Origin of the sequence: Flavobacterium sp. N1736, assembly GCF_025947065.1 — a bacterium.
Taxonomy (GTDB): domain Bacteria; phylum Bacteroidota; class Bacteroidia; order Flavobacteriales; family Flavobacteriaceae; genus Flavobacterium.
This window is the reverse complement of the sequence record NZ_CP109994.1, coordinates 58,099-84,112: the sequence shown is the minus strand read 5'-3', so window position 1 is coordinate 84,112 and position 26,014 is coordinate 58,099. Positions and strand designations below refer to the sequence as shown.

Annotated in this window: 11 protein-coding genes; 3 read left to right on the top strand and 8 right to left on the bottom strand. The window is 34.8% G+C overall.

Annotated features, from left to right (window positions below; genetic code table 11):
• The first annotated feature begins 5 nt into the window (after positions 1-5).
• From OLM54_RS00275 to OLM54_RS00265, 3 genes are read left to right on the top strand one after another with little or no spacing between them, the layout of a single operon-like run.
• Positions 6-5,255: an RHS repeat domain-containing protein gene (locus tag OLM54_RS00275; RefSeq protein ID WP_264536625.1), complete on the top strand. Its 5,250-nt coding sequence runs from the start codon at positions 6-8 to the stop codon at positions 5,253-5,255.
• A 50-nt stretch (positions 5,256-5,305) separates the two neighbouring features.
• The gene (locus tag OLM54_RS00270; protein WP_264536624.1) at positions 5,306-9,982 is read left to right on the top strand and encodes an RHS repeat domain-containing protein; all 4,677 of its coding nucleotides are present in this window, start codon (positions 5,306-5,308) and stop codon (positions 9,980-9,982) included.
• A 6-nt stretch (positions 9,983-9,988) separates the two neighbouring features.
• Positions 9,989-10,498 (top strand): hypothetical protein, encoded by a 510-nt coding sequence (locus OLM54_RS00265; RefSeq protein WP_264536623.1) that lies wholly within the window; start codon positions 9,989-9,991, stop codon positions 10,496-10,498.
• Between the two features lie 155 nt (positions 10,499-10,653).
• Here OLM54_RS00265 and OLM54_RS00260 read toward each other — a convergent pair whose 3' ends face one another.
• The 8 genes from OLM54_RS00260 to OLM54_RS00225 form a co-directional block, all read right to left on the bottom strand.
• Entirely contained in the window at positions 10,654-11,631 is a 978-nt protein-coding gene (locus OLM54_RS00260; RefSeq protein ID WP_264536622.1) for a M20/M25/M40 family metallo-hydrolase, read from the bottom strand.
• 390 nt (positions 11,632-12,021) lie between these two features.
• The gene (locus OLM54_RS00255; RefSeq protein WP_264536621.1) at positions 12,022-13,065 is read right to left on the bottom strand and encodes a sialidase family protein; all 1,044 of its coding nucleotides are present in this window, start codon (positions 13,063-13,065) and stop codon (positions 12,022-12,024) included.
• Between the two features lie 76 nt (positions 13,066-13,141).
• Positions 13,142-14,479 (bottom strand): sugar MFS transporter, encoded by a 1,338-nt coding sequence (locus OLM54_RS00250; RefSeq protein WP_264536620.1) that lies wholly within the window; start codon positions 14,477-14,479, stop codon positions 13,142-13,144.
• A gap of 129 nt (positions 14,480-14,608) precedes the next feature.
• Positions 14,609-16,210, bottom strand: a complete 1,602-nt coding sequence (locus OLM54_RS00245; protein ID WP_264536619.1) for a SusD/RagB family nutrient-binding outer membrane lipoprotein — start codon at positions 16,208-16,210, stop codon at positions 14,609-14,611.
• A 27-nt stretch (positions 16,211-16,237) separates the two neighbouring features.
• Complete coding sequence (locus OLM54_RS00240) at positions 16,238-19,333, bottom strand: SusC/RagA family TonB-linked outer membrane protein (protein ID WP_264536618.1); 3,096 nt, start codon at positions 19,331-19,333, stop codon at positions 16,238-16,240.
• 253 nt (positions 19,334-19,586) lie between these two features.
• Entirely contained in the window at positions 19,587-22,247 is a 2,661-nt protein-coding gene (locus OLM54_RS00235; protein ID WP_264536617.1) for a glycoside hydrolase family 3 protein, read from the bottom strand.
• 13 nt (positions 22,248-22,260) lie between these two features.
• Positions 22,261-24,501 carry a GH92 family glycosyl hydrolase gene (locus OLM54_RS00230; RefSeq protein WP_264536616.1) on the bottom strand — a complete coding sequence of 747 codons (2,241 nt, stop codon included), beginning with the start codon at positions 24,499-24,501 and terminating at the stop codon, positions 22,261-22,263.
• A 7-nt stretch (positions 24,502-24,508) separates the two neighbouring features.
• The gene (locus OLM54_RS00225; protein ID WP_264536615.1) at positions 24,509-25,993 is read right to left on the bottom strand and encodes an alpha-L-fucosidase; all 1,485 of its coding nucleotides are present in this window, start codon (positions 25,991-25,993) and stop codon (positions 24,509-24,511) included.
• Between the last annotated feature and the right edge of the window lie 21 nt (positions 25,994-26,014).

Genomic DNA, 26,014 nt, shown 5'->3' with positions numbered 1-26,014 from the left:
TTACCATGACCAAATACCACAAGCGCCATCGTATTATTGCCACTTTTTTCTTATTGATTTTTTTTCCAACTATTTTTCCAAGCGATTTATTTGCTTCGAATAATGGACCTGTTGCTCCAGAAGCAACTAGTTTTGAGCCTGTCGACTCCACGGATATGGTTAACTTAGCAACCGGAGACATGTCTTATGTTTTGCCTTTGCTGAATGTGCCTAGTCCCGAGGGAGGATATCCTTTGTCTTTATCATATCATGCAGGTATTGCAATGGATCAGGAAGCTTCATGGGTAGGTCTTGGATGGACATTAAATCCAGGTGCAATAAACAGATCGGTTAAAGGAGTGCCAGATGATTGGGATAAAACCAGATTATCTGAATTATTATATGATCAGGGAGAGTCATTAGATTATTATAATTTTTCTATAGGTGGTACATTACCAAATGGTGTAACAATTGGTATGAGTAGATCCTGGGGAGCACATAAAGCTTGGGGAGGTGTAGTAGGTTATGGTGGAATGACTGCTAATTTTGATACAGATGGTAATTTTGAAATGGGAATGGGCGTAAATGCCGGTCCATTTAGCTTGAATATGAACAGTAATGGGGGCGCTAGCGTAGGTATATCTTACGGTTTATCATCAAATTCCGGAGGAGCTTCTTTGCAAGGTTCTTTAAGTTATGATTTAAATTCTAAATCCTTATCTACAAATATTAAAGGAAATGCGGTAGGAATTTCACTCAGTTCTGACTTAAAAAGAACGTCGGTATCTTATAATGGTTCATCGATGACAAGTTTAAGTTCATCAGCATCACAAGGAGACTATTATCAAAAAACTTCTACCAATGGTTTTAACATAAATCTTAATGGTTTTTTCTGGGTTGGATACCAACATACTAATGTTAAATATTCTCTGTTTAAACTTACACCAAATTACATTTCGGGGACTCTAAATATTTTTGATTCAAAAAATGAATCATCTTATGTTCAAGACAACAGGAGTTATATGGATGTTAGGTCGCATCTAGTAATTGATAAAAATAAACGTACGGATTATCCAATTGCAAATTATCCTTTAACATTCGTAAATGTTGTTTTACCAAATTATGACAATTATTCTGTAAGTGCACAAGGAATTTTTGCATCATTCTCACCTAAAATTCAAGATGAATTATTACTATATGGAAAAGGCAGCGAAGTTAAAGCACCGGATCTGGTAACAAAAACAACTCAATTTGAAGATGAATTATTTTTAACTAAACCTGTTGAAGCAACTGACGCAACCTATAAATTAAATAATAAATTTTTCTTTAATCTTGACAATGTAAATTCTTCATTTCTAAGAACCCAAACTGGTGATTTTAAACCATTAAACATACCCGACATTGAATCAGGTGAAAATACAAGAGATGGTAAACTTGTTAACACCATACTTACTGATACCGATAATACTTTTTCATCGCCATACAATAAAGATGGATTATTGACAAAAACGGGAAACAGAAAGCGTGACGGCAGTTTTATTGAAGCTTTTACAAATAAAGAGATTACTGAAGGAAATACCAATGGAATGTTTTTTGAAGTATCCGGATATAATAGACAAGCTTATAAAAATATTGCCGAGAATGGTATCGGAGCTTACAGAGTAACAACAATAGATGGAAAAACATATCATTTTTCTCTCCCTGTTTATAACTATGAGGAAGTTTATAAAAATTATTCTAATAATCTAAATGAAAATGATAAATTTTTAGAAACAGTTAAAACAAAACCATACGCAACGCATTGGTTATTAACCGCTATTACAGGTCCGGATTATGTTGACGTTAACAATAATAATACACCCGACGAAAGTGACTATGGTTACTGGGTACAATTTGAATACGGAAAATGGTCTGATGGTTATGGATGGAAAACACCAAAAACGGGTGCAAAAACATACAATGAGAAGTACTTATATTTTTGGGGACGAAAAGAAATTTATTATCTGGATAAAGTTAAAACAAGAACTCATACTGCTCTTTTTGTAAAATCTGTTAGAAATGATGATAAGAGTACTCCTTTACAATATAAAAATGGACAATACGCATCTGGTCCAATGCCCGCGAATATCACGCAAGCATTTTCTAATAAGCTAAAAAAACCTATCGAGGTTGGAAGCTATTATGATGAAAAGCCAACAAATACCTATACATTAAAAAACTATAGTCAGCAAAATTACAGGCAGCAAACCTATAAGTATGTAGATCTTCCTGAAAATTTAAGCTTAAAATTAGATAAAATAATTTTAGTTAAAAATAGCGATCAGCTTAATGTCGCTAAAAATTTGGGTACCGGAACAAATCGAAAAACAGGTTACACTTATTTTGATTATGGAATGCAGGCCATTGCTATTCTTGATGGTTTACCGGACGCAAATGCACGAAAAAATCCTTATAATGTAATTAAATCGGATATCAATACAGATCAAAATATTCTGGACAAAGATGATATTGCCGCATTTAATATTACTAAAGGATTTAATATAGAATCTAAGGCACAAAAAGTAATTAATTTAGGATATGACTATTCGCTGGGAACAAGTTTACCAAATGCCAGTTCAGGAAGATTAGCCTTAAGAAATTTAGAAATTAATGGAAAAGGCAATAATAAAATTATACCTCCGTATAGATTTAATTATTCAAAAAGTACGACACCATATAACTTTAACGGTTCTGATGTTTGGGGATATGTCAAGGATCAACCTGATGCCTGGAGTTTAAATGAAATAATAACACCAATTGGAACAAAGATCAAGGTAGAATATGAATCTGATTCTTTTGGAAAAATGGCTGCATATCACACTGAAAATATAAAAGAATCAAGCCCTTTTTATGTTGGACCAAAAAACAATGTATATATACCTGTAAAATATACAATCCTAAATAACACGGTAACTTTAAACACTAACGATCCGAATTTCTTTTATAATGATAATTTGAGCAATATTTTTAGTTTAAATTCTGAAATAAAACTGAATTTTAGTTTTTTACAACTTACTAATAACCGCTATAAACTAAAATCAAATGATTATAGTACTTATTATACCGTAATAGGGATTGATGATGCCAATAAAAAACTGACTTTAAGAACCAATGAAAATACCAATTTAACTTTACACTCTTCCTTCTTTGAGGGGCCATTTTGTTATACTGATCCGGCAAATACTCCTGGTAGTGGAGTTGGGTATATTCCTTCTATAACAAATCAAAATGAGTATGCTTATAGTTTTAAAGTAGTTGCTAATTATAATGTTATAACCGGTCAATATGGTAGAACCGGTAAAAAAGGCGGTGGAATAAGGGTTCACAAAATTGCAACATCTAATTTTGATAATTCTAATGAAATGGCGGTTGAGTATGATTATATGAATCCTTATACCAATTACGTTTCGGGAGTAACATCTTTTGAACCTACTGATGACTCCAAAGAAATTGATAATATTCAAGCTGTTGAAGAAATTCCTTCACCAGAAGTTTTATATGAATATGTAACTACTTCCATAAAAAATAGTTCGCAGGTATACAGTAAATCTATTTATAATTTCAAAGTTATGGATGACATAACTTTTAGTGATCCTAATTTGGGAGAATTTGAATATAAATTTGGAAATCAATTTAATATCAAATTTTTTGGAGGAACAAACAGAAGAGATAATTTATCAGACTGGTCATACAAAAGGTATCATTCTGATAAAATAATCATGTATGATCAATTTTCTAATATTGGAAGTTTAATATCATTAAAAAATTATAATGGTAAAGATCAGCTTATATCAAAAACGGTAAACAATTATAAACTTTTTGATAATGATTCAAAAGAAAACGGTATAACACAGGAGAGTTATAAAAATATAAAGCGAATACAAAGCTGGAAAATTATTTATGATGCTAATCAAAATCAATCCTGGAAATTAGATAGCAGGTATTTATATACATCAGTAAGTAAAGTTGTTTTTCCTAATCGTTTAGAAAGTACATCAACTACCAGCGGAGGCTATACAAACACTACTTATTATGATAAATACGATTTCCTTACCGGTCAGGTAACAGAAACAACATCAAAATCAAGTGATGGCCAATCTCATAAAACAAGAACTGTACCTGCCTATTTAAAATATGCTGATATGGGTAGCAAAGGAGATAATATTAATAATAAGAATATGCTGTCTCAAACAGCTGCCGAATATTCTTATATTCTTAATGGTCCTAATGGCGGCGCATGGAAAGAAACCGGCGTTGGCATCACCACCTGGAGTAATGTCTGGGCATATAAAAATATTGCCGGATCTGTTGCTACTCCAAACGTGATAAAAGAAAAAATATGGAGAAAGCACAAATCTTATATATGGAATGGAACCAAAGATTCTGATGGTATCTTCACTGGTTATGTAAGTGCTACTGATGATGGTTTTAACTGGGATCTTCCTTCTGGGGTTGGTATAGATGTTACGCAGGCTTCAAAGTGGAAACAAATATCTGAAGTAACACTTTATGATCATTTTTCAGCACCATTAGAAATGAAAGACAGTAATGGTAACTATGCTTCAACTAAAATGGGAGATAATGATACTAAAACAACAGTTAATGGTAATGGTCGTTATGGTGAAATGTTTTATTGCGGAGCCGAAAATAATCCTTTTGCTAATTTTCCAACGCATCTGGAACCTGAGATTTCAGTTACAAACGCCAATCAGCAAAACAGCACTTATTTCCATACCGGAAAAAAATCAATTGAAACTACGTCTGCATCTATGATAACGGTTTCAATGAAAAATTTAGAACACAGAGCCGGAAAGTATAAAGTATCTGTCTGGGTAGAAAAATCTAATGCCGCAAAAGCTATTATTAAAGTAGACAATACTGCTTATGATTTTGTTTCTGATAATATCACCGCAGCAAATTGGCAGCTTAAAACAGCTTACTTGCCAATTCCTGCAGGTGCATGTAATATCTATTTAAGTTCAACAGATGCAACTAAAGTGTATTTTGACGACTTAATGATACGTCCTGTATCATCTTCAATAGCTGGTTATGTCTATAATGAGTGGGATGAATTAACACACATTATTGGCAATAATGGTCTCGCTACAAGATTTGAATATGACGCAGCCGGAAGATTAATCAGAACTTATATTGAAGTTATAGAAGATCCTGCAAACAATGTTATGGGAGGATTTAAATTAGTAAAATCAAACACTTATAACAACAAGTATTTGTAAAATTAAGAATGAAATATTCAATAAATGATGTTCAAACTAACTCTAAAAAGATGAAAATATTTATATATTATTTAATTTTATTACCTGTTATTGTTTTTGCTAATCCTTCTTTACCAGAGGGGAATAAAGAAATAATGTCTTATCATTTGACAGATCAGGTCAATTATCCTGATACTACAATTAATTTAGTGACCTCAGATTTAATTAAAACAACATCTGGGGCGGGTAGCGGAACTTTAACTATAAAAAATAATATCCTTACACTTACATTAATAGGTTCGTGGTCTCCACAACAAATGAAAGTGGGCGTAATAAAAAATTTAAATGTTTCACCCACTGTTCCAAATATGGAATTGGGACCAATAACATTGGCAGACGGAAAGACATTTAATGGATTTTATGCTAAAATTGAAAATAATGCATTGGTTTTTTATTCTCCCTTTTACTTTACGGGTGTTAATACTACGCTTTCTGCAGATCTTCCTGATGGAACAGGTCCACTTAATGGAGCAGTTTATTCTTATCCTTTTCAGGGAATTTTCACCTGTAGCCCTTCAGGTGGCGGAAGTGCCGGTGGTACAATCGACATCCATTACAGTAAAGCAACACTTACTTTAAGCGGAGGATGGGATGCAAACTGCGTACTTAAAACTGGTCAAATTGTAAGTTTAGGAAGTACTATAGTTCCAAATACAGATTTAGGAACTATAAAATATAACGGAAACAACACTAATTTTGGTGCCAAAATTGAATCTAACTGGTTAGTTTTTTACACCTACACAACTCCTATCCTTCCTGGAAATTGTTCCATGAATGTTTCAAGAGACCTTAACGAACGTTTAGCTTTAGATGTTCCTAATGACAAACTTAATAACTGGATTCACGATGTATCCTATGATAGTAAAGGAAATATAATAAGTCAAAACAGATCCTATTTTGATGATTTAGCAAAATCAAATGTAAGTTTATCTAAAGATTATGTTACTAATAAAATTTGGGGTACAGAGATTACTTATGATAATTTTGCCAGACCGGATAAAATATCTTTTATAGCTCCATCACCCCTATCTACTTTTGATAAAACGAATTTCTTTAAAACACCTGAAGAAATCAGTGCCAGCGTATTACCAAATTCATTAACTGTTACAAGTCCTACTACTACTAGTAAAACGGTACAGGCAAGTGATTTTATTTTGGGCGTTTCTACTATAAATCCAGGTTTAACAGTGAGTTTTAAAGCTAAAACAATCTTGTTGCAAGATGGATTTAATGCCACTTCAACAGGTGGCGGTGTTTTTACGGCCACATCTATGACCTTTCCGGATAATACGCTTAGTACAAATTTAGGCAATTACTATAGTGATAATAATACAGATGAACCGTATCAGGCAACAGCAGCTCAGCCCTTTATTCAAAAAAACTATGATAATCTAAATCCCGGAAATGTAATAAATGCAGTAAGTGGTAATAAAATAAATGGAGACTGGAGAACAGGTTACTCCTACACTGTTCCTGCGGCACAAGAAATGTATTATGTATATGGGTCTGATTATTTTGACGGATATACATTTGGTGGTAAAGAAATAGTTATTAGTAAATACTTTAAAACAGTTACAGTTGACCCAAATGGAAATGAGAATGTTACTTTTACTGATGGTGAAGGGAAACCTTTAGCTACTGCTCGTTCCGGAGGAGCAACAAGTTATCCCGTTGTATCCCTTATAGGCACACAGGGTTATGTAGATGTACATATTCCAAAAGGAATACAATCTTCTCAAATATCTCTAATACAAAATAATTCACTTTACAAAGCTTATGATTTAAAAACAGGATTGGAGATTACTCCAATAACAAGTTCTTCATTTGTTGGAGGAAATGCCTATAGAATTGTAGCAATTGATCCTCCTGTTAAAGATTACGACACCTACATAATTCAATTTGATGGAGGCGTAGCCGGCCAAAGCGGCGGTTTAGGAATATCATACAGCGTAAATTATTATGATTTTGCTGTTAATGTTTATAACAAAACCGGTCAATTAATTAGATCTATACAGCCAAATGGTTATACAACTACTAGTAATGTTGTAGGAACGCCTACACACATGACTTCTACAGACTTTGTATCTACCTATAAATATAATGCCTTAGGGCAACTAATCGAGACTTCCAGTCCGGACGCAGGTATTAGTAAATTTGCCTATAGAAAAGATGGACAAATACGTTTCTCTCAAAATGCGCTTCAGGCGATAAACAATCAATTTGCATCGTACACCGATTATGATAGCATGGGAAGACCAGTAGAAAGTGGTGTATATAATAATGTTAATGATCGTGGAGCTGTCATTAATTTTGATGGTATTTGGCCCTTAACAACCGAAATTGAGGATCCGGGTTATTTTTCCTATAGAAAATCAGAGCGATCTAATACAATTTATGATAGTGAAGATATATCTCAATTACCAACTAATTTAACTTTAACGGCGGTTCTTAGATCTCAGGGAATTGGAATCTGGGAGTATTCTCCTCAAAATAATCTTTCAGGAAATGTTGCAGTAACTTACACATCATCCGCAACAGGTATTTCTGCAATTACCTGGTATAGTTATGATATTTATGGCAGAGTTGAATGGATAGTGCAATATAATGAAGGCTTAGGAGCAAAAACCATTAATTATGAATACGATTATAGAGGCAATATCAAAAAAGCACTGTTTCATAAAAACAAGGCAGATGAAATGTTTGTTCATCAATATAGTTATGATTTAAACAATGTCTTAATAAAAGTAGAAACCTCAACAGATAATATTAATTTTACAACACAAGCTGACTATAGTTATTACAAAACTGGTAAGCTAAAACGAATAAACATTGCTCAGGGAGCCCAAGGTTTAGATTATGTGTATACACTAACTGGTCAGCTAAAAAGTATTAATCATCCAAGTTTAGAAGCCGGTAAAGATCCCGGAGGTGACTCAAACGATGTATTTGGTTTAACATTAGATTATTATAATGGTGACTATTTAAGAACAGGCAAAAATATCACGTCCTCGCCAACAATTGGAGCCGATTATAACGGTAATATCAAAGCGAGTCGTTGGGCTAATAAAGGAATAGCAGGCGATTATTCTGGAAGTTCTGCTAATCAAAAAGGCTATTTATATAATTATGACCGCAACAATTGGTTAACAAGTGCTACTTTTGGAAATACCAATTCAGCAACTGCTGCCATTAGTCCTGCGTCGAGTTTAGCCGAAAAGGGCTTAACCTATGATGCCAATGGAAATATAAGAACACTGCAACGCACCAACGAAACAGGAACTGTTGTAGATAATTTGACTTATAATTATACGAATGCAGGCAGAAACCAACTAAATAGTATTACCGAAAGCGCAGCCGTAACTGCCGATGTGAATGATATTGAAAATCAGGCACAAGGAAATTATATTTATGATAATATTGGACAATTAAGACAAAATGTTTCTGAAAATTTGTTTTATTTTTACAATACGAAAGGATTAGTGACAGAAGTGAAAAAAGGTCCAAATACTTTAGTAAAGTTCTTTTACAATGAAAGAGGACAGAGAATTGCAAAAGAAAGTTATGATACAACAAACTTTACCTTACAAAATACAACTTTTTATGCAGTGGACTTATCAGGGAATCCAATAGCTGTTTATAACCTGCCATCCGGAGGAAGTATAACTCAAACCGATTTACCAATTTATGGTTTAAGTCGTTTAGGCGTGTATAATAAACCAAGTGCTAAAAGCAGTTATGAAATTACAGATCACTTAGGCAATGTAAGAGCGGTAATAGAAAAACAAGGTGCTGTCCCGGTAATTAAATCTTATGCTGATTATTACCCTTTTGGAGAGCAATTACCAACTCGCAACTCTTTAAGTAATTATCGTTACGCCTTTCAGGGGCAAGAATTTGACAAGGAAACTGGGATGGAAGCTTTTAAGTTGCGTCTTTGGGATGGTAGAATTGGAAGATGGCTGTCTACTGACCCCGCTGGTCAATATGCATCTCTTTATTTAGGGATGGGTAACAATCCTATTTCTGGAGTTGATCCTGATGGCGCTAAAAATATTCGTTTTAATGAATCAGGAGATTATATTGGAGTAGATCATGATGTTTGGTGGCACAACTTATTATTTGGAAGTAGAGGTCAATATGCTGGCGGAAATAATAAATGGGTAAACTTTAGATTCAATGATGAAGATGATGCTGCAAGATTTGAGTTAGACAAAGAAGACTATCAATATCTTTCAGGAATAGATCTCAACTTTTTCAAAGAAAATTTACAAGGAATGATTGACAAAGGGATTGGACCTGCTAAAGAACTAGGCATAATCGATAAGTATAAATATATTTATTACCAAAGTCAAGGTGGAGGAAGTCTAGACTATATAGATAATTTTTACTCTAAAAAACTTCATGTTTTCAATGGTATAGCATACAATAATCCTGATGCTGGAAATTTTGCTTGGGCACAATCTATGTCACAACTTGGAATATCATGGGGAGATGTTAAATTTGGTTCTGAATTCAATGGTTTTTGGAATGGCAAATATCAAAATTCACAATATTCTCCTAGGGATGATGCTTTCTACAAAAGAATTACTTTTTTTGGAGATTCAGCAGCAGACCAAAGAGCAATACATACAGGGTATAACACACATTATATTGATGGTAAATGGCAAACTATAATATATCAACATTAAAAGATTATGAAAAAGTACATTTTTTATTTATTTTGTTTCTTGTTTACTTTTTGTAATAAAGTAAACAATGAAGATGTATGCCATAGTTTTTATAATAAGGAAAGTTATATAAAAAATTTATATGGCTATGATATGGAAGCAAGAGGGGGCGGTTTCCTTATTTCTACCAATGAATATCAGTATTTTTATAAAAATAATAAAACAATAAATGTTTATAAAATAGAAGATGGTAGTTTAGTTAAAGACACTTCAATAATTGTAAACACAAATAAGTTAGATTATCTTATTAAATGTTTTAAGTCATTAAACATACAAAAATTAAATGGCAGTGTTCATAATGAAAATGTGATTGAGATGATAGTAGATGATAATACTTTTGTTTATCATATAAAAAACTTTAATAATTTAAATTCGGGACAAAAAAAATGGTTGATGAATACTGAAAAGTGTACTGAAAATATTTTTTGTAAAAGATTTAACTCAAACGAAAAGAGAATTACTTTTTGGGCATTTTAGGTAAATAAGAATAACAGCTATCTAATCAGAAGAAAGCAAAAAGTTCTTTATAAAACACTTTACAATATCTCCTAACTTTCAGCACTTAAAACTAATACACAAACAAAAATCAAAAAAGCAACTCAAAGAGTTGCTTTTTTGATTTCATAACTTGTCTAACCCTGATTAATAAAATACAGCTCCGGGTAATCCGCAATCTCAACCAAAGCATTATAAATATACCTCGCAACCAAAGCCCCTCCGTCACTGTTAATCAAATCAATATCGTCTTCCGGAGTATGATATTGCGGATGTCCTCCGGTATGGAAACCTATAACGGATATTCCGGATTTGTAAAACGAAACATGATCAGAACCGCCGACTTCTCCGGCATGAATAACGGGATTAAGTCCGCTGTTTTCTCCTAGTTTTTTCATTAGTTCGACTCCTTCGGGGAAAGTTCCGGCGCCTCCCATGTAGATTTGTTTTTCGGCATTTAATCTTCCTACCATATCCATATTGAGCATTACTTTTACGGCAGTTTTTTCGACAGGTAAATGGGTTACAAAATATTTAGATCCTAATAATCCTTCTTCTTCTCCGCTAAAGGAAATAAATATGATACTTCGTTTTGGTTTAATTTTAGCTTTCGATAATTCTTCCAAAATACAAAGCAAAGCCGAAACTCCGGATGCATTATCATCTGCTCCGTTATGAATAGCGAATTCATCTTTCTTTTTACTCCCGGAATTTTGTCCGCCCCAGCCCCAATGATCGTAATGAGCGCCAATTACCATGTATTCATTTTTTAGTTTTTCATCTGAACCTTCGATATAACCGACAACATTTTGAGTTTTAACACTGTCTGATTTTACTTTGTTCAATCCTTCTTTTACAAAAAGATTGAAAGATTGGTAATAACTATCGCTGAACTTTTTTAAACCGTATTTTTTAAAATGTTTTTCAATATAAGCCGCTGCTTCATTATTGCCTTTTGTTCCGGGAAAACGACCTTGCATTTTATCCGAAGAAAGATATTTATCGTGTTTGTAAAAAGTTTTAGCACTAATATCATTTTGAGCATTAACTACTATATTGGCAAATACTGTAAATATTAATAAGATCTTAAATTTTAAATTTTGATCGAGTTTCATAATTTGATTTACTATTTAATCCGTTAGGTTTAATTGTTTTTAACACATAGAAACATAGTTTATATAGCTTAAAAAAGGCGTTTCACTTATATTAACACATCCCGAGGCTTCGGGACTATGTGTGAGAAACTGGTTTCTTTTTACATTCTCTTTTTATTCATATCTTAAAAAAAAACTATGTTTCTATGTGTTTAAAAATCTTGAATGCAATTAATTTAACACATAGAAACATAGTTTTTATAGCTTAAAAAAGGCGTTTCACTTATATTAACACATCCCGAGGCTTCGGGACTATGTGTGAGAAACCGGTTTCTTTTACATTCTCTTTTTATTCATATCTAAAAAAAATCTATGTTTCTATGTGTTAAAAAAAAATCGCCAACTACATAATTAATTCAACTCAAACGAAACGTGTTTGATGTATTTTCTATTATAAGTATATAAAATATGTACTTTTTTATCTGATGTCTGGATAATGGCGGGATAACTAAATTCGCCTTCCGGCTGATATTCGAGGTCGAAAAGTTTTTGCCAATGAATTCCGTCTTTAGAATGTTCTACGTCTAATACATTGCGTCCGTTAAACCAGTCTTTTCCTTGTTTGAGCGGATTATTAACCAATAAAAAAGACTTTTTTGATATTGTTAAAGCATCAATTCCTGAATTTGAATTTACAACATTAATACTATCTGTCTGACTCCAATTTTGACCTTTATCGGGAGACCAGCTTGTTATTAGTTTATTGTGTTTGCTTCGAAACAACATCTGAATTTTATCTGAATGCATTAAAAATGTGGGCTGGATTATATCAAAATTCTGATTGTTTTCTATGTTTATTTTGGCCCATTTTCCGGTTGCTTCCGTATAGGTTTCAACGTGGCTTCTCCATTCGTTTTTTTCGACACTTTCTGTACTGCTTCCGCATAAAATAACACCGGGAATTGCTTCGATTGGTTTGTTTCTTATTGGACCTAAAATACCTTCGGGTAAATATTCGGGATTACTCCAGGTTGTTCCGTCATCTTTAGAAACAATCATAGCGCCAAACCATTCTCTTGGATTTTTCCCCACTTTATAAAATAAATACAAGGTTTTGCTTTTTGCTTTAAATAAAACCGGATTCCAACACGCTAAAGTGTCTCGTTCTTTTACTAAAGGTTTTATCAGATTTTGAGGTGCAGACCATGTTTTATTTTTATAGGTCGAAAAATAGATTCCCACGTCTTTCGCTCCTTCGTAACTTCCGCCAAACCATGCCGCCATGATTTCGTTTGGTTTTATTTCGACCAAAGTTGCAGCATGACTATTAGTCGTAACCGGTTTTTCTGTTATAAAGGTATTTGTGATATTATATGCTTGCGGTTTCTGTTTTACCGAAGTACAGGAAACGCATGCTAAAAGAAATATTAATATCGAATTAATTTTTGAAATCATTGTGTATTATAAAAGTTATTAAAGTGGTGAAATCTGAATAATTATGTAGTTCAGATTTCATTTTTAATTTTAATTACTACGCTTTGTTTTTTGTTAAGCCCAACTTATGTCCCCAAACGGCATAATATAAAATGATGACATAACATGGAAATAAAATCCAGTATCCGTCTGTAGCTGCATGAGCGGTTGCAAAAGTATCATTGATTCCAAAAGCGATCATGTCGGCTTTATTTAAATCTACTATTTTACCGTATAAAGGCGGAATTATTGCGCCTCCGGAAATTGCCATAATTAATAATGCCGAAGCTGTTTTGGTAAATTTCCCTAAACCTTTTAACGTTAACGGCCATATTGCGGGCCAAACAAGTGCATTTGCAATTCCTAATGCAGCTACAAAAAGTATGGAGATAAAACCTTCGGTAAAAACAATGCAAAAGCAAAATACAATTCCTAAAATGGCACTTACTCTTAAAGCTAATGCCTGAGTGATAAATCTGGGAATTAAAAATACACCCAAAATATAAGTTCCTACCATTGCCATTAATGTAAATGTTGTAAAAAATTTAGCATCGGCAGCAGGAAATCCTAACGAAATACCATAAGCAATAATCGTATCGCCTGCAATAACCTCAACACCCACATACATAAACAAGGTTAATACACCGAGCCATAAATGCGGAAATTGAAAAATACTTGTTTTTGTGGTTTCGCCTTCTTTTGGTTCTTCAATTGGTGCGGCTTCAACATCCGGCAACGGTGCTTTTCTTATTAATATTCCAAGAATAACTAAAACGACAGCCATTATCAGGTATGGAGTTACAACGCTGTCTGCCATTGTGTTTAATAATTGTCCTTTTTCTGTGGCACTTACAACGCTTATTTTTTGTTGAATTTCGTCTATTCCTGATAATAAAATGGCGCCAAAAATAAGGGAACCTAAAGCTCCTGCAATTTTATTCGAAATTCCCATAATAGCGATTCTTTTTGCGGCGCTGTCAATTGGGCCAAGAATGGTAATATATGGATTTGATGCCGTTTGCAATAATGTCATTCCGGTTCCCTGAATAAAAATTCCTGTCAAAAACATCCAGTATGTTCTTGCTTCTGCAGCGGGAATAAATATTAAAGCTCCCGCTGCCATGACAAATAATCCTAACGACATTCCTTTTTTATATCCAATTTTTGTGAGAATATAAGATGCCGGCAAAGCCATAACAACAAATGAAATATAAGATGCCGATGCTACTAAAAGTGATTGTGCAGATGTTAATTCGTTTATCGTTTTCATAAACGGGATTAATGCGCCATTAATCCAGGTTACAAATCCAAAAATGAAAAATAGTCCGGCAATAATTAGTATTGGTATTAATGTGTTGGTTTGGTTTGATGAGGATGTTGTTTTTGAGATACTCATTTATGTATTATTTTTTGTTCTTATTGTTTGTGTTTGTCTATTTTAGAAATAGACGTATAAAACAAAAGGAGAGTTACCTCTCCTTTTATCTATAAGTAACGAATCTCTTTATCTTTACTTAATTTTTATTTATTTGATGTCCCACCAAAGTTTTGTTCCTCCAGAGTCCGGACCTCCAAGTTTTGTGATCGCATCTGTAACGGCGTCTCTGTTTGAAGAATATTCGTTTGTAACAAAGATTACACGTTTCATTAAGCTTTTCCCTACTCCTGGATCAACATTATCTGTGTTAAGTACCGGATAGATTACTTTTGCATCACTTCTGCGTAAGTCAGCCCATGCTTCCCAAGATTCAGGGAATATTGCTAAATATTTTTGAACTGCAATTTGCGTACGTTGGTTTGCTACAGAAGCATCCCATGCTACAGGAAGTGTAACCGGAACTGTTTGTAAACCTAAAGTTGGGTAAATAGTTGCAGCATTTGGTATAGCCGGTGTAGATGTTCCTGCAATATAATCAGCAATTGCATTTGCATCTGTAACGCCCCATTGTCTCAATGACAATGCAATACCCTGCTCGTATAAACCTTGTGCAGTACCGTTCATATTCCATCCGTTCAATGCTCCTTCGGCTCTGCTTAAATAATTTTCAGATGCCATGAAGATTTCAATGTTTTTAGTTTCGCTAAGAGTTCCGTTAGAACCGCTTCCTAATACATCGTTATTAAACATAGAGAAAGTTGTTGTACCAAATTGTCCGTCTAAACCTCCAACTGGTCGGCCTCTATATATTTGATCTGCCGGTAAAGCTGTAGGATTAACCGGTGCAAACCATTTTGCTAATCTAGGATCATCATATCCTACAAGTAAACTTTCCATAGAAGCTGTCATGTAGTAACCCCAGGCATTAACAATCATGTTCATGTTGTTTGGTGTAATATTACTAACTTTAAAAGTAGCACTTTGCTCATTAGTTTCTATAACTCCCGCTGCTACTGCAGCTTCTGCCTGAGTTTTTCCTTTTGCAGGATCAATGTCTGAAATTCTTAATGCTAAACGCAATCTCATACTGTTTCCAAATCTTTTCCAGTTTGCAACATTTCCACCATATACTCTGTCATTTGGCTGTAATATAGAAACTGTAGTTGCAGTTGTACTGTTAAGTGTAGCATTTGCTTCGTCTAACAATTTAAAAAAGTCTGTGTAGATAAATTGTACACTATCATAAGGTACTTTTTCTTTTTTGTTTCCAGCTTCTGTATAAGGAATTGGACCGTAAGCATCTACCATTTGATTGAACATGAATACTTTCCATATTTTTAATACGGCAAGTGCTTCAGCATTTCCTTCAGCTGCTTTAATAGCATTGTTTAATGCCGGTACAGCAACGGTGTAAAAACGTAACCATCCGCGACCTTCATAACCATTTACGAAAGCATTTCTTTCTGTACCGTATCCACAACTAAGATATTGTGTAAACGTTGATGGCAAAATACCTGTTGCAATACCCCAGGTTCCCTGATCATCAACTCCGGGAGAAGAATAAGAACCGTTGTGAATTCCGGCGTATAATGCTGATGCAAACGCCGGACCTGCAAGAGTCTGGTCTAACTGATCTTCTGTTAAGGTATTTTTATTGGTATTTATATCATTAAAATCCTGTGTACAGCTTGAAAAAACAGCGAGCATCGACATGACAACTCCTATTGTTTTAATTTTATAATTTTTCATATTATATCTCTCTTTTTTAAATTAAAATTAAAATCCAAACCTTACGTTAACACCATACTCTCTTGTTGAAGGAATATTGAAAGATTCAATACCCTGCAAGTTTCCTGTACCTGCTCCTGCTTCAGGATCAAAGTATTTAGCTTCGTTAAGGAAAAAGAATAAATTTCTTCCTACTACTGAAAAATCAATACTTGCAAATCCGGTATTTAGCAACATACGTTTTGGTAATGAATATCCGAAAACAAGTTCTCTTAATCTGATGTTTGTAGCATCATAAATAAAAGGTTCTGCCACAGGAGTTCTTTGTCCAATTGCTGTCCAGTATTGTTCTGCAGTAATACTTGTCGTATTAGGAACATACGTTCCGCCGCTTGCAACAACCCCGGGAACAACAATTCCGCCTTCTCTGCCTGCTAAAGTCACATCACTTACACCTAAACCTGCTTCTCTGGCTTGTGTATAAGAAATAACTTCTCCACCAATTCTAAAATCAACAAGGAAACTTAGTGAAAAATCTTTGTATTTGAAATTATTTTTAAAACCTGCAGTCCAGTCCGGGTTAAAGTTACCCGCACGAACACTAAAATCATCTGTAGCTAAAGGAATACCCGCAGAGTTTACAATCATTTGTCCGTCTGCAGTTCTTTGGAATCCTTTGATGTATAAATCACCATATTCTCCACCCAAAACTACTTTGCTTCTAACTAACCTTCCATCACCAATAACCAATTCTTGTCTGTTATCATAGATAGATGTGATTTTTGATTTATAAGAGGCATAATTCGCCATAATATCCCAAGAGAAATTCTCTGTTTGAACAGGAGTTGCAGTAAGCGTAAGCTCAATACCTTTGTTTTGAATATCTCCTCCGTTTAATACCGCTCTTGATGTTGAAGAAGATTCCGGCGTGTTGATGTAGAAAATCTGATCTGACGTTTTTGTCTGGAAATACGTGAAATCTAATCCTAAACGATTTTTAAAGAATCTAACATCTGCACCAAACTCTGATGAACTTGACATCTCTGGTTTCAGGTTCGGGTTTGCAGCTGTAGTTTGAGAATATAACATACCGCCATTACCACCAATGTATGATAATTGAGAACTTGTTTGGTAAGGATCTGTATCGTTACCCACTTTTGCGTAAGAAGCTCTTACTTTAGCAAAGCTAATAACTTCCGGCAATGTAGCCATGTCAGAGATTACTGCTGAAAGACCTGCTGATGGATAAAAGAAAGATCTGTTTTGCTCAGGCAATGCAGATGACCAGTCATTTCTGGCTGTGATATCTAAGAATAAATAGTTTCTGAAACCAATTTGAGAGAATCCGTAAACAGAGTTAACTTGTTTCTCTGACATTGTTGAAGTAGATGTAACAGTCGAAACATTGATTAAAGAAAAATAGTTTCTTTTGCTTAAAACTCCACCAGATGTTAATGCAGAACTAGACTGTTTCAACATGTTGGCACCGGCATTCAAACCAATTGTAAAATCTCCAAATTTCTCTTTGTAAGAAAGTAATGCATCCGTATTAAATTCACTTACCAATTCTGTAGATTCGCTATAAGAACCTAAGTTGTTGTTAAATGCTCTTGTAGCATATCTGTTTCTAACATTTTTGTTCGTCATTTGATCTAAACCACCTCTTACCTGTAAACTTAAAGTACTTGTAATATCATATTTAAGAGAGGCAAGACCAATAAATCTGTTTCTTTTATCATCGCGCGAATCATCACGTAATGCAGACCAGTAAGGGTTTCCACCCGGAGAACCGGCTTCGTCAATAAAATAATTGGTTTGTAATTGACCTGAAGGATCTGTATATTCAAAATCTCTGTACTCATTAAATTTAATACTACGAGGTAATAAATAAGCAGATGTACCAATAGATTCTTCACCAGTTCTTAATAAATTATCAATGTTTTGAACGATGTAGTTTGTTTTTACATCCAAAGAGAATTTATCAGATAATTTACTTGTCAATCTCAAGTTAAGATTGTGTCTGTCTAAAGCATTACCCTGAACTATACCTTCAGCACGAGTGTTTGTGTAAGAGAAATACCCTTGCGCTTTTTCGTTTCCTGTAGTAATAGACAATGTATTTGCTAAGTTATAACCTGTTTTGTAAAAGTCAATAACGTTGTTTGGCTGCGGAGAATAACTTGTAGTCGCTGGTCCTGCATAATTAGGATTACGAGCTAATTGCCATGCCGAAACCTGACTTCCGTCTAACTTTCCTCCCCAGCTTGATACAGAAATAGGATTGTAAACGCCTCCATTTCCCTGACCATACTCGTTTTGGAAATTTGTTAAATTGTAAGCCGTAGAAGCCATAAAATTAGATGACAACGAAACTGAAGTTTTACCTGCTTTTCCTGATTTAGTAGTAATAATGATAACACCATTACTCGCTCTGTTTCCGTAAAGTGCAGCTGCAGATGGTCCTTTAAGAACAGTCATCGAAGCAATATCTTCAGGGTTAATATTCGAAATACCGTCTGGCTGAGTTGTTCCTCCTGTATCAATATCAGGATTACCAGTTGTAGTTCCGTTACTAATTGGCACACCATCTACTACATATAAAGGCTGGTTGTTACCGTTAAGAGACCTGTTACCTCTTAAAGTAATTCTTGATGAAGAACCTACACCATTTGAAGTAGTAGAATAGTTAAGTCCCGCAACTTTACCTGAAAGTGAATTGGCAACGTTTAAAGACCTTGCCTGAGAAACCTCGGCTACGTCAATGTTCTGAGCCGAATAAGTAACCGCTTTTTTCTCTCTTTTAATACCAAGAGCAGTTACTACTACCTCGCCCAACTGATGCGTATCTGCACCTAAAGTTACATTAAGAGTAGTTTGTCCTGAAACCGGAATCTCTTTTGATGCTGAACCAACATAAGAGAAAATCAAAACTGCTGATTGATTTGGAACATTGATACTGTATTTACCATCAAAATCTGTAGATACACTTGTTTTTGTCCCTTTAACGACAACATTTGCTCCAGGGATCGGAATTCCGCTTGAAGCATCTGTTATCATTCCCTTTACTGTTGAAGTTTGTGCCTGAATAGTTTGGAATCCAAACAAGCAAACTACCAACAATAATTTTAGTACGTCTTTAATCATATAGGTTGTTTTTTGAGTTAATAACATGTTAAATTTAAGGATCCGGTTGTTAACTAAATCATTATTTCGACAAATGACAGCTTTGAAAAGGTGTTGGTCAAACTTTTGCTTAAAACACCTTATTTTACTATTAAAATCCTTACGTTTTCTTGGGTTACATGTTATTAATCTTTGTGTTTTGTTAATTTCATAAAAGAATTCTAATCAAAACACTTAAAACACTAAATATTTTTCGGTACCGCTCATCGAAAAGTTAATCGATTACATTAAAATTTAACTTTTGTAAATCAGTAGAATTTCCACCAATCATAACTTCAAAGTCTCCAGGTTCAACAACCCTTTTCATTTCCCTGTTCCAAATCGATAATTCGTCAGAAGTCAATGTAAATTCTACATGTTGCGTTGCTCCTTTTTTGATAAAAATTCTTTTGAAACCTTTTAATGTTTTCTTTGGAGTTGTTACGCTGCTGTAAACATCATTGATATACAATTGTACAACCTCATCGCCGTCGTAGTTTCCTGTATTTTTAACATCAACACTTATTTTTAATTCACCATCAGTTTTAATTTCTTTGGTATTGATGGCGAAATTTGAATATTCGAACTTGGTATAACTTAAACCGTAACCAAATGTGTAAAGCGGGTTTTCACTCTCTGAAACATATCTGTGAATCGCAGATGGTTTTTGGTTATAATATATAGGTAGCTGCCCAACAGATTTTGGAACTGTAATGGGTAATCTTCCACCCGGATTATAATCTCCAAACAAAACATCGGCAACAGCTCTTCCTCCTGCTTCACCCGGAAACCACGCTTCTACAAGAGCCGGAATATTTTCGCTGATCCAGTTTGTCGAAAGCGGACGTCCGTTTAACAACACGCAAACTACCGGAGTTCCTGTTTTTTGAATCGCTTCGATCAGTTCCTGCTGCATTCCGTGTAAATCTAAACTTGCAACATCTCTGTTTTCTTCCACCAATTCATTTGATTCTCCCAAAACCACAATCGCAACATCTGCTTTTTTAGCAATATCGATCGCCGGCTGAAAGTTTACTTTTTCAAGATTCCAACGCAAGTGCGCTCTGGCTCCCCAGCCGCCTTCCCACATTTCTATGCGGACTTTGTATTTTTTTCCGGCTTCGATATTTTTTGGAGTCGTAACCATACTTGTAGCACCTTTCGTCCAGTTGTCAATAACCAACTGATCATCAACCCACATTCTGATTCCGTCATCAGAACTTAAACCCAACCAGCCGTCAAATGCTTTTTCTGATTGAATATAACCCGTCCAGCGAATAGAAAAATCATCATCTGTAACGCCATCGCCCGGAGACCACGGCCAGTCAAATTCTAACTGACTGTCAATACGCGTCAATACCGGATTTCCTTCAACATTTCTGTTATTAAAATATTCTCCTTTTAACCCGTTTTGAGATCCATCGGGCGTAAATAAATATTTCGACGGAATAATTTGTCCTTTTACAATTAAAGGAACACCTTCTTCATAAAGTATATTTGTTTTTGCACCTGCAACTTGTTTAATACCTTCCAGAACCGTAGTTCCTACTTTATTTTTTACCGCATATCCGCCTAATCTTGACGCATCAGCATTTGGTCCGATAACAGCAACTGTTTTTATATCTTTGCTTAAAGGCAGAATATTGTTATCATTTTTCAATAAAATAATAGATTTACGACCCGCTTCTAAAGCGATATCCTGATTTTCTTTTGTATGAAAACGTTCTTTAATTAAGTTTTTATCTGTGTACGGATTTTCAAATAATCCCAATAAAAATTTAAGTCTTAAAACACCGCCGGCAGCACGATCAATTTGCTCCATTGTCAGTTTTTTTTCGTTTACCAATTCAATGATACTTTGTTGCCAAAACTCATTTGTAAAATCATAAAACTGCATGTCAACTCCCGCAGCAATTGCAGTTCTCACACTTTCTTTTGGAGAATTAGTTACATAATGCGTTGTTTGCAGGTATTTTATCGCCCCTAAATCTGAAACTACAATTCCTTTAAAACCCCATTCTTTTCTTAAAACATCAGTCAGTAACCAATGATTTGCTGCACACGGAATACCGTCTAATTCAGAATAAGCGCACATAGTTCCTAACGCACCGCCTTTTCTAAATGCTTTTTCAAATGATGGAAGATGATCTTCACGAGCCGAACGTTCTCCCACCAAAATTGGAGACGAATTTCCTCCCGCTTGCGGAATCCCGTGAACGGCAAAGTGTTTTGGTTCTGAAATGATAGTACGATCTGATTTTAAATCATCGCCCTGCATTCCCTTAATCATTGCCAAACCAATTTCACTGTTTAAATAAGCATCTTCGCCAAAAGTTTCAGCAACCCTTCCCCAACGTGGTTCGCGACCAAGATCTAAATTTGGTCCTAAACCAAAATGAACGCCGTGTGCTCTGGCTTCAGTAGCAATTACTTTACCTACTTTGTCCATTATGCCCGTATCCCAGGTTGCGCCTAAACCAATATTCATTGGGAAAGCCGTGCTTCCGTCATCCAGATATCCGTGCAGCATCTCGCACATAATAAGCGCAGGAATTCCCCATTTGTTATTTTTAATAACCTCACTTTGAAGATCATTGATCATTTTTGCCGAACGCGGATAAAGATCATGAATCGCTCCAATTCCTAAATTTCCAATTTTGGCATCTGATTTTGATTTAGAGAAATCTTCTTTTTCCTTAAAAAATTCTCCTTTGTACATATCCATCTGGCGTGCTTTTTCCTCCAGACTCATTCGGCTTAACAAGTCTTTTACCCTATCTTCAACAGGTAATTTTGCATCTTGATAAGGATATTTTTTCTGCGCATAGCTTTGGTTAAAAAAACCAACAGCCATTACGAGAATAATGGCTGTTTTTTTAATTCTTACTTGTAACATAGTTGTGTTGTTTTTAATTTTGAATCACTTTTAGCATTGTTCCATTTACAAAATCATCATGCGAAATAAAGAAGCTGTTAAGTGGTTTCCCGTTTAGTTCTATCGAATTGATTTTTCCATCATTATTGATTTGTCTTTCAATTACAATACTTTCTTTTTTATAATATTTTGGATCTAATTTGATCGTTACTCTATGAAACATTGGTGCTGTAATGGTATAAATTGGGTCTCCCGGCGATATGGGGTAAATTCCCATCATGGAATAAACCAACCAGGCAGACATTGTTCCTGTATCGTCATTTCCGGGTAATCCGTTTGGTTTGTTTTGAAAATATTCGTTCACCAGTTTTTTAACCATTTCCTGTGCTTTCCATTCCTCTCCTTTTACATAATTAAATAAATAAGGATAAGCAATATCCGGCTCGTTTGCCATATCAAATTGTTTGCTGTCAAAAACTTTTTGTAATTGATCAGAGAACGCTTTTTCGCCGCCCATTAATTTCATTAATCCCTTTATATCATGCGGCACCATAAAAGCATATTGCCACGCATTGCCTTCTATAAAACCAACATTTTCCTGAAAATTTGCGCCTGAGTCAGGATCAAAAGGTTCATACCATTTTCCGTTAGCGGTTCTTGGCCGAAGCAATTTTAAATCTTTATCAAATAATTTTTGGTAGGATAATGAACGTTTCGTAAAACGCTTGTAATCGTCTTTTTTACCCAAAGCATTTGCCAAAAGTGAAATCGCATAATCTGACGTATTATATTCTAAAGTTGTAGAAACGGGACCACGGTAATTAGTCGACAAATACCCTTTTTCGACATATTCTTTTAGTCCCGGACGCAACGGATTTTCTTCCATTTGATCTGCTCCTTTTAACATCGCATAGTACGCTTTGTAAATATCAAAATCCTGAATTCCCTTTAAGCACGCATCGACTATAACAATACTTGCGGGGTCGCCAACCATGGTGAATGTTTCTGTTGAATTTAATTCCCATTTTGGCAGCCAGCCGTTTTCATCATACATTTCCAACATGCTTTTTATCATATCCGATTGTTGTTTTGGATATACTAAAGACGTTAACGGATGCATGTTTCGATACGTATCCCACAAAGAAAATACGGTATAACGCGTGCCTTCGGTTTTTTCAATCTTGCTTCTTTTTATTACCGGATATTCTCCATTGACATCATTTAAAATATTAGGATGAATTAAGGTGTGATATAATGCCGTGTAAAAAATTGTTTTCTCATCTTTTGAACCGCCTTCAACCATAATCTTCGAAAGCTCTTCGTTCCATTCGTTGTAAGTGTCTTTATAAACGGCTTCAAACGATTTGTTTCCGGTTTCTTTTTCCAGATTTTCACGGGCGTTTGCAATGCTTACGTACGAAACTCCAATTTTTACCTCAACGCTTTCTTTTTTATCAAACTGATATGTAAAATACGTTCCAATACTGTCGCCAACAACCGTTTTAATGGTATTATCCATCATTCTGGTTTTGCCGTTATATCCCATCCATTGCGCTTCGACACCTTCATATTTTGATGTTTTTTTCCAAACGCCGAATTTATTCGCCGGTTTCGAAAATTTAGCTACAAAATAAACCGGATATGCATCTTCGGGACTGTTATAACAAAACGAACCTACAGAACGCATTCCTTCAATTTCTGTCGACGAAACCACTTTTACCATCGCGCCTTCTTCATTGGTTAAACCTAAACCAAGATTCAGTAAAATATTGGATTGCCCTTTTGGGAAAGTAAATTTGCTTACACCCACTCTTTTTGATGCTGTAAACTCTGCTTTTACATTGTATTTATCAATATCTACGCTGTAATACGCTGCTTTTGCAACTTCGTTTTTGTACGTTGAACCGTATTTTAAATGATTGGTTTCTACAGCTCCCGTTGTTGGCATTAATAATAAAACACCCAGTTCAGGACAGCCAACGCCGCTTATATTAACCTGACTAAATCCGGTTAAAAAATTATTTTCATTTACATACGGATTAGAAAGCCACTGACTGTCTTTTTCTAATTTATTTTGTTTGCCAGCAACATTAAACGGACTAATACTCGCCATTCCTCTTGGCGCAATTGGTCCCGGAAAAGTGGCTCCGTAATTAGAAGTTCCAATAAATGGGTTTACAAAATCTGCGGGTTCTTGTGCAAAAATGATTATGCTAAAAAACAGCATGCAAAAAGTACATGCTGTTTTTGGGAATATTTTTTTTATTGAAAACATATTTTTTCTATCTGTTAATAGCTTCGATTTTTAAGGTCCATGCTTCTTTACAAGGCAAATTGTTTCTTAAACTTTCCGGAATTACAACTTTAAATCCTGCTGCTTCTTTGGTCCATTTCAAGGAAGTATTAGAACCTAACATAGTAATTTTTGTTCCTTTTTTTGGATTGATCGATTTCACTGTCACTTCTGCAGGAATTTTAGCTTCTCCGTCTTTCGCCAAATAAAACAAGAATACGTTTCCGGTTTTGTTTTGCGTCATACAAATATTTTCTTCTTTAAAAGGTTCAATCGGTTTTGTGTTGTAAATCGCCGTACTGTTTACTTTCATCCAGTCGCCATAAGCTGTCAATAAATCATAAGCGCCCTGCTGCCATTCTCCTTCCGGACTTGGAGCAACGTTCAGTAATAAATTTCCGCCTTTTGCTACAATGTCAACCAACATATGAATTCCTTGTCTTCCTGTTAAGTAAGTCGCATTTGGAGAATAAGACCAGCCTCCGCCGGAAGTAATACAAGACTCCCAAGGATAAGGCAGCGTTTTAGCCGGAACACGACCTTCCGGAGTTAAATAATTTTGGTTTTTTCCGTGAACCGCTCTGTCCACAACAATTAATCCCGGTTGTTTCTGGCGTGCTTTTACAACCAATTCGTCCATTTTAGGATCCTGATCTACAACTCTGTGTTTGATAAAACCATTTTTTGATTCGTTTTCAGCAAACTTTTCATCATAGTTTTCTTTTAAGTTTTGTTGGTCTCTTTTTCTAACCCATCCGCCATCTAACCATAAAATATCGATTTTTCCGTAATCAGATAATAATTCTAAGATTTGATTGTGCGTGAAATCAACATATTTCTGCCACTTTTCAGGATATAAAGACGGATCATAATTTACGTTTCTGTCAAAAGGAGGAAAATACGGATCCCAGTAATTTTCGTTATGCCAGTCCGGTTTAGAGAAATAAGCTCCCGTTGAAATATTTTCGGCTCTAAAAGCATTAAAAATTTCTTTCGCAATATTGGCTTTCGGGTTTGTACTAAAAGCACATTCTTTGTCAGTTACTTTATAATCAGAATATTTAGTATCGTACATATTAAATCCGTCATGGTGTTTTGTGGTAAAAACCATGTATTTCATTCCCGCATATTTAGCGGCTTTTGCCCATTTTGCAGGATCAAATTTCACCGGATTAAATGTTTTTTTCAATCCCTCATATTCTTTTACATATTCATTATAATTGCCCGGATTACTTCCTTTTTTACGCTCACACCATCCATAATCTTCAGGACAAATAGACCATGATTCTACAATTCCCCATTCACTGTATGTTCCCCAGTGCATTAATAATCCGAATTTTTTGCCTTGCCATTCATCTAAGTTTTTCAACACCAGCGGATCCGTTTCCGGTACATAGCGCTCATCTTCGTAAATGGCTTGCGAAAACATTTGAACCGAAAATAAAATTGCGATTATGAATATTCCTCTTTTCATCTTTAATCTGTTTATTGTTTA

Bases quoted from the DNA above. Each gene is read 5' to 3' on its own strand.
- OLM54_RS00275 (WP_264536625.1), top strand. From the start codon at position 6: ATGACCAAATACCACAAGCGCCATCGTATTATTGCCACTTTTTTCTTA.
- OLM54_RS00270 (WP_264536624.1), top strand. From the start codon at position 5,306: ATGAAAATATTTATATATTATTTAATTTTATTACCTGTTATTGTTTTT.
- OLM54_RS00265 (WP_264536623.1), top strand. From the start codon at position 9,989: ATGAAAAAGTACATTTTTTATTTATTTTGTTTCTTGTTTACTTTTTGT.
- OLM54_RS00260 (WP_264536622.1), bottom strand. From the start codon at position 11,631: ATGAAACTCGATCAAAATTTAAAATTTAAGATCTTATTAATATTTACA.
- OLM54_RS00255 (WP_264536621.1), bottom strand. From the start codon at position 13,065: ATGATTTCAAAAATTAATTCGATATTAATATTTCTTTTAGCATGCGTT.
- OLM54_RS00250 (WP_264536620.1), bottom strand. From the start codon at position 14,479: ATGAGTATCTCAAAAACAACATCCTCATCAAACCAAACCAACACATTA.
- OLM54_RS00245 (WP_264536619.1), bottom strand. From the start codon at position 16,210: ATGAAAAATTATAAAATTAAAACAATAGGAGTTGTCATGTCGATGCTC.
- OLM54_RS00240 (WP_264536618.1), bottom strand. From the start codon at position 19,333: ATGATTAAAGACGTACTAAAATTATTGTTGGTAGTTTGCTTGTTTGGA.
- OLM54_RS00235 (WP_264536617.1), bottom strand. From the start codon at position 22,247: ATGTTACAAGTAAGAATTAAAAAAACAGCCATTATTCTCGTAATGGCT.
- OLM54_RS00230 (WP_264536616.1), bottom strand. From the start codon at position 24,501: ATGTTTTCAATAAAAAAAATATTCCCAAAAACAGCATGTACTTTTTGC.
- OLM54_RS00225 (WP_264536615.1), bottom strand. From the start codon at position 25,993: ATGAAAAGAGGAATATTCATAATCGCAATTTTATTTTCGGTTCAAATG.